This window comes from Nostoc sp. ChiQUE01b (genome assembly GCF_034531255.1).
In the GTDB taxonomy this organism is placed as follows: domain Bacteria; phylum Cyanobacteriota; class Cyanobacteriia; order Cyanobacteriales; family Nostocaceae; genus Nostoc.
In genome coordinates, this window is the sequence record NZ_JAVRBM010000041.1 from 18,483 (window position 1) to 31,059 (window position 12,577).

The window sequence follows — 12,577 nt, forward strand, 5'->3', positions numbered from 1 at the left end:
TCCTAAACCGTCAATTTGATAGGTTGCTTAGGGTGTCGTCTGCGGTGGATTGGTGGAATTAGGAAATGGAAGAATTGGTACAATTACAGGCTTTGGTTTTTCGCCTTGCAGTTGAATTTGGGCTTGATTGCGACCGTCTATTGCTTGTTGGTAATTAGGCTTGTATTTTATTGCTCGATCGTAAGAAGCGATCGCATCCTGATACTGTTTCAAATTTAATAGAGCATTGCCTTTACTAAACCAGCTTTCGGAATGGTCTACTTTATAACGAACTGCCTTATTATAAGACGCGATCGCATCTTCGTATTTCTGCAATATGTATTGTGAATTCCCTAAATTATACCAGAGTTGATAGTCATTTTGCTTAATTGTCGCCGCTTTTTTATAAGCTTTTATTGCTTCTTCATAGCGTTGGTTTTGATGCAGCGACCATCCCAAGTTATACCATGCTTGATAGCTTCTGGGGTTGTATTTAATTACTTGATTAAAAGATTCAATCGCGTCTGGATAACGTTGTAAATTCAGCAGTATATTACCTCTAGATAACCAAGCCTGGTAATAATCTGGCTGATATTGCACCGATTTATCGTAAGCTGTAAATGCATCTTGATAGCGTTTTAAATTGACTAGTGCATTCCCTAAATTATACCAGGCTTGCTCGTAGTCTGGTTTTAAATCTATGACTTTTTGATAAGCTGCGATCGCTTCTTCATATTGCCTAGAATTCTGCAAAGCTAATCCTTTTTTATACCAAGCTTCATAATTATCTGGTTTGAGTTCAATCGCCTTTTCATAAGACTTAATTGCTTGGTCATATTGGTTTAAATTACTGAAAGCTTCACCTTTAGCATTCCAGACTTCTGAGTTGTCATTCTTTAATTGTAAAGCTTTATCAAAAGAAGCGATCGCTTCTTGATATCGCTGTAAATTTCCCAATACAAAACCACGTCCAATCCAAGCATCTAAATAATCTGGCTGAATTTGAATTGCTTTATCATACGCCACTAATGCGTCTTTGTATTTTCTTAATTTATTTAGTGTTTTACCTTGACCATTCCAACCTTGAGCATAATCTGGTCTGAGATTAACGGCTTTTTCATATACTTCTAACGCGTCTTGATAACGTTGCAAATCAAAAAACGTATTTCCTTGTTTAGATAATTCTATGGCATTATTTGAATTAATGTAACTCCAAATAAATATTGATGCTACTCCGCCAACAGCAAGAAAAAATATTGTTAGTAAAATTTTACCCAATATCCCTTTTTTGGGTTGAGGTTTGTTGATATTTTTTGGTGGAGAAGGAGGAGTTAACGCTACTGTCTGAACAGGTGGTTGTGTTAACTCTTTCAGCGCTAGTAATGCCACTGTTGCCGAAGGATAACGTTGTCGAAAGTCGTAGCACACCATTTTATCTAAGAATTGAGCAAATTCTGGTCTTACCGTCGCTTTATCATGCCAGATAATTTCATTAGTATCAGCATCTTTTACTATTTCCTCTGCTGATAATCCAGTGAGAGCTTGAATAGCAATTATTCCCGCAGCATAGATATCACTGCTTAATTTTGGCGTACCATGAGCTTGTTCGCCAGGAATATATCCCGGCGTACCGATAGCTACTGTTGCGAGAGTTTGACCTTGAGGACTAATAACTTGAGTAGCAATTTGTTTGACTGCACCAAAATCAATTAAAATTAATTTGCCATCTGGTTGGCGTCTGAGGATATTGTGGGGATTGACATCACGATGAATTACATTCTGTTGATGGACAAATTCTAAGATTGTCAAAAGTTCTTGTAAAAGTGAAATGACTTCCTCTTGACTAAGGATTTTACCTGATGTTAATTCTTGGCTCAGATCGTGACCTTCAATCAATTCCTGTACAAGATAGAATTCGGCATTTTCTTCAAAGTAAGCTAAAAGTTGGGGAATGCGATCGTGAGTTCCTAATTTATACAGAACTTGTGCTTCCGTATCAAATAAACGCCTAGCTGTTTCCAAAGTTACCGGATCGCTTGCCTGGGGTTTGAGTTTCTTAACAACACATAGAGGTGAACCAGGTAATTGGGTATCACAAGCCACAAAAGTTTCACCAAAACCCCCACCTCCTAAGTTACTAATAATTTGGTATCTTCCTACAAGTGTGTTTCCCAGCATCTAGTTTGCCTAGTGTAAGTGCAATGCAATCTGATTTCAATCTTGCCACAGGTTGGGGGACTGGGGATTGGGGATTGGGGATTGGGGACTGGGGATTGGGGACTGGGGACTGGGGACTGGGAAAGATAAGTACCAATGACAAATGACAAATGACAAATGACAAATGACCAATGACAAATGACAAATGACAAATGACAAATATATATGATTCCTATTAGTGATAATATTCGTTGTCGAAGTAAGCCGATTATTAATTATTGGCTAATTGGCATTAATATCGCCGTATTTTTATGGGAACTTAAACTAGAGTTTAGTGATGAATTAGGCTATTTTGTCAATACTTGGGGTGTGATTCCAGCGCAGATTAGTGGAGCAGTTACCAATGCTCTTTTTTTTAACTCTGCTGCTTGGATAGTTGTCATTTGGCGGGTATTGACCCTATTTTTTGGAATATTTCTGCACGGCAGTTTTAGTCAAATATTAGGCAATCTCCTATTTTTGTGGGTTTTTGGGAGAACTGTAGAAAATCTTCTAGGACATAGACGCTATCTAGGATTTTATCTGGCTGCTGGTGCGATCGCAGGTATAATCCAAATTCTGGTCGAACCGAGTTTGACAGTTCCATTGATTGGAGCAAATAGTGCGATCGCAGCTATTTTAGGCGCATACATTATGAAGTTTCCTAAAGCTAAAATTGACACTGTTTTGCCGCTAATAATCTTGTATATCCCTATCCAAATACCAGCCTTTTTCTATATATTTTGGTGGTTTGTACAACAATTATTTTATGGTATCGGCAGTTTAAATATTCCTCCTGTTGGCGTAAATCAATCGGGTGTTGTCTTCTTAGGGCAGGTTGTGGGATTATTAATTGGTGCAGCTTTCATGCGATTGAAGAGATAAACTTTATTTAGTTTTCTAGTTATTTTTATAGGGCGGTCACTATTAACTGACTAATGTCGAAAAGCTCAATTTTGAGATTTTTGGCAGTGCTTACTCTACAGTCATTGAAACTCATATATACCTTTTGGGTGAAATTAATAAACTGTTTTTGCTTAATCAAGCATCTATTCAATAGACTTCTTGCATAAACCAAAAAAAGAACCCCACCTCGCCTTTGACTTACGTCAAATTCTCCCCTAAGAGCGTGCGGGGAGGGGTTGGGGGTGGGGTGTTAGGGAACTTTTGGAAGAGGTCTAATAAGCAAAATGATTACTACGATAATTTTTTAGTTTTTAATTCTTTATATACCTTTTGATAGATTACATTTGATAGTTAAAAAATTCCAAAATAAAACTAGTTATACCTACTCTTCAAGTCAATATTGTTAAAATTGTTAAATTTTAGCGGTGTACAATATGCAAAATACTAATAAAATTAACTTTCAACTGACTGATGACTTAGCAGTTTTGCGGCAGCGTGTAGCTGAGTTAGAGCAATCAGAGATATTTTATCAACAAAGACAAGCAGCGCTTGAAGAACAATTAACAGAACTAAAAAGAAAGCTGCCAGTAAAACTAGAAAATCCCCATATTAAAGTTAAGGAAACATCTGTACATCTCAATCTGCCAACAGATGTAGCAGTAATTTTAGAGCAACTCCAACAAGAAATTGCGGCGCGACAGCAGCTAGAAGTAGTTTTTAGGGAGAGTGAAGAACGCCTAAGGCTAGCTCTAGATGTATCCCAGATGGGCTTGTGGGATTGGAATATTGTTACCAATCAAGTCATCTGGTCAGAAAATTATGAACTGCTTTTTGGTCTATCTCCAAGTAATTTTGATAGTCCTTATGAGACGTTTCAAAAGTGCGTTCATCCTGAAGATAGCCAATCTGTAATGCAAGCGATCGCCCATGCTTTGGCACAAAAGACTGACTACAATGATGAATTTCGTATAGTTCGCTCAGACCAAAGTACACATTGGATTTCTGCCAACGGAAAATTTATCTATAACGCTCAAGGACAAGCGGTGCGAATGATCGGCGTTTGTATGGAAACTACTGTGTGTCAGCAAGCAAAAGAAAGTACTCGCGAACTCACAACACAAGTTCAAGAACAAGCAAATATTTTAAATGCCATCCTCACCGCCTCAGTCGATCATATATACATCTTTAATCGCCAAGGTTGTTATCAGTTTGTCAGCCGTGATGGAGCAACTATACTAGGTTTAAATCCCCAAGATATTATTGGCAAAACTTTGCCAGAAATGGATTTACCCGCAGACCTAATAACGCAGGTAGATAATCAACGACTTGCTGTGATGAAAACTGGGCAGCCAATTAAAGATAACTGTAAATATGTTACCGCTGATGGCGTACATTATTATGAATATATTCTCACACCATTACGGAATGTTGACCAAACTATTGAAGGCGTAATTACTGTTTCTCGTGATATTACCGAACACAAACGGGTAGAAAAATCATTACGCGAAAGTGAAGCACGATTTCGGCGTTTGTTTGAATCTAACCTGATTGGGGTCGCTTTTTGGACTGTGGATGGTTTCATCATTGATGTCAATGATGCCTTTCTTCAACTAGCTGGCTACACTCGTGATCAGTTTGCTACTTTAGGTAGAATTAATTGGAGAGAACTTACTCCTATTGAGTATAAAGATTTAGACGATCGCGCCCTTTTGGAGGTACAAACCACTGGAATTTCCCAAATTTACGAGAAAGAATACATCCACCGCAACGGTAAGCGAGTACCGATTGTTTTGGGAATGGCTTTGCTGAATGACTCCCAAGAACATGGTGTTGCTTTTGTACTGGATATTACCAAGCGCAAATTGGCTCAACAAGAATGCGATCGCCTACTCGACTGCGAAAAGATAGCACGCCAACAAGCAGAAATCGCCAACAAAATTAAAGATGAATTTCTGGCGGTTCTCTCCCATGAACTGCGAACCCCACTCAATTCCATTCTCGGATGGTCGAAAATGCTGCGGACTCGCAAGTTTGATGAAAAAACTACTCACCACGCCTTAGAAACCATTGAACGCAACGCTAAGTTACAAACCCAGCTAATTGAAGATTTGTTGGATGTGTCGCGCATCCTGCAAGGAAAATTAAACTTGAATATCTGTCCAGTCAGCTTGGTAATGGTAGTTGAAGCAGCACTAGAAACGGTACAACTAGCGGCAAAAGCCAAGTCAATTCAAATTCAGACCTTATTTGATGCCAATTTGGGACAAGTGATAGGCGACCCAAATCGGCTGCAACAAGTTGTGTGGAACTTGCTTTCTAATGCGGTAAAATTTACACCAGCAGGAGGACGGGTAGAAATTCGACTCATGGAAGCTGATAATCAGGCTCAAATTCAGGTTAGCGATACAGGTAAGGGAATTAGCCTAGACTTTTTGCCTTATGTGTTCGATTACTTTCGCCAAGCTGATGGTACAAGTACACGGATATTTGGTGGACTAGGTTTAGGACTAGCGATCGTGCGTAACGTTGTAGAAATGCATGGGGGAAATGTTCAAGCCGAAAGTCTGGGAGATGGATTAGGTGCAACCTTCAGTGTCGAGTTACCGCTTTTGGTTAGAAGCGAACAGGTTTGGGGTGAAGAGAATCAGTCTTCATATTCAGAGCCAGAATCTTCGCAGCTTGCGGACACTCAAGTTTTGGTAGTGGACGATGAACCAGATATTCGCGACTTAGTTACCTTTATATTGCAAGACTACGGTGTACAAGTAACTGCCGTATCATCAGCACAGGAAGCACTACAAGCCCTGTCTGAGTCGATACCAGATGTTTTAATTAGCGATATTGGAATGCCAAAAACAGACGGTTATATGCTGATGCGTGAAGTGCGATCGCGATCGCCAGGGCAAGGAGGAAACGTACCAGCGATCGCTCTGACAGCCTATGCAGGGGAAATGAATCAGGAGCAAGCATTAGCCGCAGGATTTCAAATACATATTTCTAAACCAGTAGATCCAGATGCATTGGTAAAAGCGATCGTCGATTTGATTCAACCAAGTTGATACTAGATTGGCGTCCGTCGGCTGTCTATCACTTTAGTGTTGTACGATGTCTACTGCTTTCCTGCTAAACTCTGAATAGCCCTTATGCTTTCAGAAATTATGGCATCTGTTGAGCAGATTATGAAAGAAGCCTTAACTTTGCCCAGTGCAGCGAGAGCATTGTTGGCAGAAAAGCTGGTTGAAAGTCTTGAATTTGATGTAGACGAAACACTTCAAACACTGTGGATAGATGAAGCCAAAAAGCGTAGAGATGAAGTTCGTAGCGGTGTAGTTTCACCCATTCCTGGAGAGGAAGCGTTAGCTAGGGTGAGACAACTTTTGGAGTAATGAAATACGTCTTTCATCCAGCAGCATTAACTGAATACGGTGAAGCAGTCAAGTTTTACGCAGAGCGCCGGGTTGAATTAGCACAAGCATTTATTAATGCGGTTGAGGATGCAATTTTCAGAATTATCCAGTCACCGAATCGCTGGGCTGTTGTTGACGAAGACATTCATCGATGTCTAACGCGCAAATTTCCCTATGGAATTTTATACACTATTGAGGAAGATCGCATTTTAATTTTGGCGGTAATGCACTGTAGCCGTGAACCGGGATACTGGAAAGAGCGCCTCACAGAGAAACCATCAGATGGATAAAATAAACTCAAAATAAATAAATTTCTAAAAATAAATCAGCAGCAGGATTTCAAATACATGTTTCTAAACCAGTAGATCCAGATATATTGGTAAAAGCGATCGCTGATTTGATTCATTAGTCAAAAAATCCTGCATTATTTACAACACCTCGCATTTTTCAAATTTATGATCTTGCGTGCTACCCAGTGATGGAACCCTAATTATCGTTAAACAACAACAAAATTGTTGTTGGTTAATGACAAGCCAGCAGTAACTAAACCAAATTGTACTTGAGTAAATGCACTTGCACTGCCATCCTGGTCAAACAACAATGCACCTGTAGTGGAGTTGTAAATAAATCTTTCAGTGCTAGTGGTTGCGGATGTTCCAAGTGTAAATTGATCGGCTAAGAGTACACCTGCTGATAAAACGCCGCCAAAACCAGCAGACGACACCTGAATTACTTGATTAGTGGCTTTGAAGCCATAAATAGTATCAAGTCCTTCATTGAAACTACTGAAAACAAAGGTATCACTACCACTTCCTCCATAAAGGCTATCATTACCTTTGCCACCTGTGAGGATATCATCGCCACTGCCACCTTTGAGGATGTTATTACCAGAAGCCCCAGACGCTGTGAGGGTATCATTGCCATCACCACCGTCGAGTAGATTATCGCCTAATGAAGAGTCAACATTCAAAGAATCGTTACCAGCACCACCGTTGAGCGTGTTATTGCCAAAAGAGCGAGAGTAGTTGTTGTTGTAGTAAGTGTTGGCGAGCTGGTCGTTGGCATACTCAGAGTAGGAGCTAGAATCATCATAGCCAAAGATGGAAAGAGAATCATTGCCATCGCCACCAGAGAGTAAATTATCGCCTGTTGAACCACTACCGCTCAAGCTATCATCGCCATCACCACCATTGAGCGTGTTATTGCCAGAAGAGCGAGAGTTGTTTGTGGAATCAGAGTCACTGGGAAGACCGAAATAAAACTCGTTTCCGTGTCTTATCTTTTCGCTGTAGTAGCCAGAGACGGAGAGAGTATCATTGCCATCACCACCAGACAGGAGGTTATCGCCTGTCGAACCACTAGCACTCAAGTTATCGTTACCTGCACCACCGTTGAGTGTGTTATTGCCAAAAGAGCGAGAGTCGTAGTTGTTGTAGTAGGTGTCGGCGATGAGCTCGTGGTTGGCATACTGAGAGTAGGAGCTAGAATCATCATAGCCAGAGATGGAAAGAGAATCATTGCCATCGCCACCAGAGAGTAAATTATTGCCTGTTGAACCACTAGCGCTCAAGCTATCATCGCCAGCACCACCATTGAGCGTGTTATTACCAGAAGAGCGAGAGTTGTTTGTGGAATCAGAGTCACTGGGAAGCTCGTAAAAATCCTCATTTCCGTCTTTTATCTCTTCGCTGTAGTAGCCAGAGACGGAGAGAGTATCATTGCCATCGCCACCAGAGAGTAAATTATCGCCTGTCGAACCACTAGCACTCAAGTTATCGTTACCTGCACCACCGTTGAGTGTGTTATCGCCAAAAGAGCGAGACTCGTCTTTAGAGTTAATATAATAGGCTCTAAATATTTTCAAATAGCCAGAGATGGAGACAGAATCATTGCCATCTCCTCCAAAAAGCAGGTTATCACCTGTCGAACCACTAGCACTCAAGGTATCATCACCAGCACCACCCTTGAGCGTGTTATTGCCTAAGGAGCGAGAGTAGATGTTGGAGCCGTAGAATTCAGACGAGTAGTCATATTCCTCGCCAGAAATGGAGAGAGAATCATTGCCATTGCCACCAATAAGGAGGTTATCGCCTGTTGAAACGCTAGCACTCAAGGTATCGTCACCACCGCCACCGTTGAGAGTGTTATTGCCTAAGGAGACTGAGTTTAAGTAGTCGCGGTAACTTGATCCGGAATAGCCAGAGGCGAAGAGAGAATCGTTGCCATCGCCTCCATCGAGCAGGTTATCCCCTTCTGAATTGTCAACATTGAAGTCACTCCTCGTACCAGCAACAAGAGTATCATTGCCGACACCACCAATGAGAGTATCGTTGCCAGTACCACCCCGCAGCAGGTCGTTACCACTTAAGCCGTTGATGATGTCGTCACCTCCCTGACCGTTGATAACATCATCTGAGTTGTCAAAGCCGTTAACATTGTTGTCGAGGTCGTTGAGGAAGGTGACTGTGTTCTTTCTAAAGACACTGCTTTGGGTAGAGTTAGCATTGAAGACATCAAAGCTGTCTTGAATACTGCTTTGCCCATCAAATAGAATATTGCCTGAGTTTACAGTGGCTCCAGTAGATTTGGTGAGGTTATCTAGATTTTCTAGAGCAAAGTTTTGCAGGATAACTTTAGTTATCTCCTTAAATGCACGAGATGCATTATTATGGTTCCCTATCCCTTCAAAGCCGATTTCCAAGTTTGTGCCATTCTGGGTGAGTACCAAATTTCTTGCAGTCAACCCACTACCAACGAATTTGATGGTATCAACTTCAGCAATAACTGCTACTGAGGGATTTGTACCTTTACCGATGCCACCAAAATCAGTGATTGTATATGGCTGTCCAGTTCCGTTGTTAACGTTGTAAACAAATATATCCTTGCCACCTCCACCAGTTAGGGTGTCGAACCCGTAATTGGAAATGCCTTGTAAGGTATCGTTACCTTCGGTTCCAATGATATTTGACATAACTTTTTCCTACCTGAATCGATTTTTGGAGTAACTTCAGTTGTCAATAATCGGGTTAGTGCTATTTATCGCTCTTCCGTCAGTCTTAGAAAAATTAACGAATTTTCGCCGTTTCAGGCAACGAAAGATTAAGGTTTTAATCCAGAGTGATGAAAGAGCGTTATAGCATTACCAGTCAATGCAATAACATTACCAGTCAATGCAATAGCATTACCAGTCGATGCAATAGCATTACCAGTCAATGCAATGGCATTACAAGTCAATGCAATGGCATTACAAGTTGATGCAATGGCATTACAAGTTGATGCAATGGCATTACAAGTTGATGCAATGGCATTACAAGTCAATGCAATGGCATTACCAATCGATGCAATGCCATTACCAGTCGATGCAATAATTACCTCCGCTACCTCAAAAGGCAATTCCCTAAGTTGATAACACTACCAAAGGTACTAGTTATCCCTTTGAGAATCGCTATAAGATGACAAAAAGGGTCTTCTATGTTTGGATGAAAATGACTGAGCAACGTGATGCTGACTTACCATCAACTGATTCTCAGCAATTGAGCGAACCGACCGACAAAACGATTACCAAGTCGGTCGATAATTCCTGGACAAATCGGATTGCTGGTGTCTGGAACAAAGCAACAACACGTCTAACCCAACTCGTACCCGTAGAACAACTGGCACAAACAGTTGTTGAATGGTTTAGTGTGAGCGATACTCAGGTTGCAGAGATTTTAGAGAAAATCCGAGCCGAACTGCCAACCACAGAAGCCCTCTTAATTGGTAAACCTCAAGCCGGAAAAAGTTCCATTGTAAGGGGATTGACGGGAGTTGCTGCGGAAATTGTTGGTCAGGGATTTCGTCCCCATACGCAACACACCCAGCGCTATGCCTATCCTTCCAATGACCTACCGTTACTGATTTTTACTGATACAGTGGGGCTGGGTGATGTCAAACAAGATACTCAAACAATTATTCAGGAGTTAGTTGGCGATTTACAACAGGAAACTCGTTCCGCCAGAATCCTGCTTTTGACGGTCAAAATCAATGATTTTGCAACTGACACGCTACGACAAATTGCTCAACAGCTGCGCCAGAAGTATCCAGATATTCCCTGTCTGTTGGTAGTTACCTGCTTGCACGAGGTTTATCCTGGCGATACCATCGATCATCCCACCTATCCGCCAGATTATCAGGAAGTCAACCGCGCATTTGCGGCAATGCAACAAGCCTTCGCAGGAATAAGCGATCGCTCTGTACTCATTGACTTTACCTTAGAAGAAGATGGCTACACTCCGGTATTTTATGGTTTAGAAGCACTGCGAGATTCCTTAGCAGAACTACTCCCACAAGCAGAAGCTCAGGCGATTTATCAGTTATTAGACCGAGAAGAAGTTGGCAAGCAAATTGGCAACCTTTACCGAGATGCTGCCCGCCGTTATATTTTGCCATTTGCGATTATGTCTGCAACTCTGGCTGCTGTACCCCTACCATTTGCCACAATGCCCGTACTCACTGCCTTGCAAGTATCAATGGTGGGACTGTTGGGTAAATTATATGGGCAGACAGTTACTCCATCTCAGGCGGGAGGCGTTGTGAGTGCGATCGCAGGTGGTTTTTTAGCACAGGCAATTGCCCGGGAGTTAATTAAATTTATCCCAGGTTTTGGGAGTGCGATCGCCGCCTCTTGGGCAGCCGCCTACACTTGGGCACTAGGCGAAGCAGCCTGTGTTTACTTTGGTGATTTAATCGGAGGTAAGAAACCCGATCGAGAGAAAATTCAGTTGGTGATGCAAGAAGCATTTCAGGCGGCGCAAGAACGGTTTAAGGAAATCAAACGTTAAGAGTAGTTGCAATCCAGTTCGAGTGATTTGATGTTGAATTTTTTTGAATTCTTTCTCCAAACAAAGTAAAGCTTTCTGAAATCCATTCCTAGACAGAACTATAAAGAAAAAAGCTTATATCTACAATACCTTTGCCAATTTACGAGGGTTCAACGCCTGTAGAAACGGGATGAATACGGCCTAGAGAGGTAAGCTAGATAAATATTTGTCCGGTATATTACTATAATCTAGCTTGTCACGGTATTTACGGCGAGAGCGTTTATTGGAGTCAGGATTTTGATAAGGTACGTATAATGCCGAATCATGGCGTAACTTGGAAATGCAGAAATTGCCATGCTATTCAGGATGTGGTGCGATGGTGGAAATAAGTGGCAACAAGTACCAATAGTGCGATCGCCTACAGAAGCTTTGCCTACGCAACGATATCCATCAATATGCCGCTTTGCGTCTACGCACTCCCCAACAAACTGAAGCGGTCTTTGGGTTCACGGGAACAGTCTTCGGGTTCACGAGAGCGGTCTTCGGGTTCACGGGAACAGTCTTCGGGTTCACGGGAACAGTCTTCGGGTTCACGGGAACAGTCTTCGGGTTCACGGGAGCGGTCTTCGGGTTCACGAGAGCGGTCTTCGGGTTCACGGGAGCGGTCTTCGGGTTCACGGGAACAGTCTTCGGGTTCACGGGAACGGTCTCCCTTAAAACTTTTATCGAAACAGAATTCAGGAGTGATGAAATACCGGAAAATTACTGGTATCACCTCAAAAGTTGATTAGAAAAAATTGTGAGTTACCCTGAACCGAAATGCAGTTTAAATAAGGCAAGCTAGCTCTAGAAGTATCTTAAAGAAATAAATTTATGTCTCATCTAAAACGCACATCCCGCATTTTAGAAAAAGCTCAGTTAAGAGCCGCCGGATTGAAATCGATTGTTCCAAGCATCAAATTTGATGAAAATTATAGTCTGGAAAAATTGATTGAGTCAATTGAGCAGTTACATAACAAACTTGATGTTTATAATACTGCTCTTTCTATGGTTGACTCTTCTAGAACTGAAATTGAAGAGATGGAAAAAAACTTGAGTCAGCTTTCTGAGAAAATGCTGATGGTGGTTGCTATCAAGTACGGCAAAGACAGCCGCGAATATGAGATGGCAGGTGGTGTCCGCAATAGCGATCGCATCCGCAAAATTAGGTCGAGCCGCTTGAAAAATGTTGCAGAACAAGCATCAGATGAGAATGCTAAAACTGTATAGTAGTGGTGCAGTCTAGTAAAT

At 41.6% G+C, this 12,577-nt stretch carries 9 protein-coding genes and 2 pseudogenes; 8 read left to right on the forward strand and 3 right to left on the reverse strand.

The window, feature by feature from the left end; all coding sequences use genetic code 11:
* Positions 1–27: 27 nt before the first annotated feature.
* The gene (locus tag RMY63_RS24165) at positions 28–2,157 is read right to left on the reverse strand and encodes a tetratricopeptide repeat protein (RefSeq protein WP_322731148.1); all 2,130 of its coding nucleotides are present in this window, start codon (positions 2,155–2,157) and stop codon (positions 28–30) included.
* A 204-nt stretch (positions 2,158–2,361) separates the two neighbouring features.
* On the opposite strand from RMY63_RS24165, the gene RMY63_RS24170 reads away from it, so the two are divergent.
* From RMY63_RS24170 to RMY63_RS24185, 4 genes are all read left to right on the forward strand, one after another.
* On the forward strand, positions 2,362–3,060 hold the full coding sequence (locus RMY63_RS24170; protein WP_322731149.1) for a rhomboid family intramembrane serine protease: 699 nt from the start codon (positions 2,362–2,364) through the stop codon (positions 3,058–3,060).
* Positions 3,061–3,515: 455 nt separating this feature from the next.
* On the forward strand, positions 3,516–6,140 hold the full coding sequence (locus tag RMY63_RS24175; RefSeq protein ID WP_322731150.1) for a PAS domain S-box protein: 2,625 nt from the start codon (positions 3,516–3,518) through the stop codon (positions 6,138–6,140).
* Between the two features lie 99 nt (positions 6,141–6,239).
* Positions 6,240–6,467: an addiction module protein gene (locus tag RMY63_RS24180; protein WP_322731186.1), complete on the forward strand. Its 228-nt coding sequence runs from the start codon at positions 6,240–6,242 to the stop codon at positions 6,465–6,467.
* Positions 6,467–6,778, forward strand: a complete 312-nt coding sequence (locus RMY63_RS24185) for a type II toxin-antitoxin system RelE/ParE family toxin (protein ID WP_322731151.1) — start codon at positions 6,467–6,469, stop codon at positions 6,776–6,778. The genes RMY63_RS24180 and RMY63_RS24185 overlap by 1 nt, the downstream gene beginning before the upstream one ends.
* Before the next feature lie 206 nt (positions 6,779–6,984).
* Here RMY63_RS24185 and RMY63_RS24190 read toward each other — a convergent pair.
* Positions 6,985–9,459: pseudogene (locus tag RMY63_RS24190) on the reverse strand (calcium-binding protein); the annotation flags it as partial.
* A 246-nt stretch (positions 9,460–9,705) separates the two neighbouring features.
* On the opposite strand from RMY63_RS24190, the gene RMY63_RS24195 reads away from it, so the two are divergent.
* Positions 9,706–9,894, forward strand: coding sequence for a hypothetical protein (locus tag RMY63_RS24195; RefSeq protein WP_322731153.1), 189 nt, complete (start codon positions 9,706–9,708; stop codon positions 9,892–9,894).
* Between the two features lie 79 nt (positions 9,895–9,973).
* Positions 9,974–11,308, forward strand: a complete 1,335-nt coding sequence (locus RMY63_RS24200; RefSeq protein ID WP_322731154.1) for a 50S ribosome-binding GTPase — start codon at positions 9,974–9,976, stop codon at positions 11,306–11,308.
* Between the two features lie 198 nt (positions 11,309–11,506).
* Here RMY63_RS24200 and RMY63_RS24205 read toward each other — a convergent pair.
* Positions 11,507–11,629 (reverse strand): annotated as a pseudogene (locus tag RMY63_RS24205) (IS4 family transposase); the annotation flags it as partial.
* 47 nt (positions 11,630–11,676) lie between these two features.
* Here RMY63_RS24205 and RMY63_RS24210 point away from each other — a divergent pair.
* The gene (locus tag RMY63_RS24210; protein ID WP_322731155.1) at positions 11,677–12,078 is read left to right on the forward strand and encodes a hypothetical protein; all 402 of its coding nucleotides are present in this window, start codon (positions 11,677–11,679) and stop codon (positions 12,076–12,078) included.
* An 82-nt stretch (positions 12,079–12,160) separates the two neighbouring features.
* A complete protein-coding gene (locus tag RMY63_RS24215; protein WP_322731156.1) occupies positions 12,161–12,556 on the forward strand; it encodes a hypothetical protein in 396 nt (131 codons plus the stop codon).
* Positions 12,557–12,577: the final 21 nt, after the last annotated feature.

Excerpts from the sequence above, each read along its gene's own strand:
- RMY63_RS24180 (WP_322731186.1), top strand. The coding sequence starts at position 6,240 with ATGGCATCTGTTGAGCAGATTATGAAAGAAGCCTTAACTTTGCCCAGT.
- RMY63_RS24200 (WP_322731154.1), top strand. The coding sequence starts at position 9,974 with ATGACTGAGCAACGTGATGCTGACTTACCATCAACTGATTCTCAGCAA.
- RMY63_RS24170 (WP_322731149.1), top strand. The coding sequence starts at position 2,362 with ATGATTCCTATTAGTGATAATATTCGTTGTCGAAGTAAGCCGATTATT.
- RMY63_RS24175 (WP_322731150.1), top strand. The coding sequence starts at position 3,516 with ATGCAAAATACTAATAAAATTAACTTTCAACTGACTGATGACTTAGCA.
- RMY63_RS24185 (WP_322731151.1), top strand. The coding sequence starts at position 6,467 with ATGAAATACGTCTTTCATCCAGCAGCATTAACTGAATACGGTGAAGCA.
- RMY63_RS24215 (WP_322731156.1), top strand. The coding sequence starts at position 12,161 with ATGTCTCATCTAAAACGCACATCCCGCATTTTAGAAAAAGCTCAGTTA.
- RMY63_RS24165 (WP_322731148.1), bottom strand. The coding sequence starts at position 2,157 with ATGCTGGGAAACACACTTGTAGGAAGATACCAAATTATTAGTAACTTA.
- RMY63_RS24195 (WP_322731153.1), top strand. The coding sequence starts at position 9,706 with ATGGCATTACAAGTCAATGCAATGGCATTACAAGTTGATGCAATGGCA.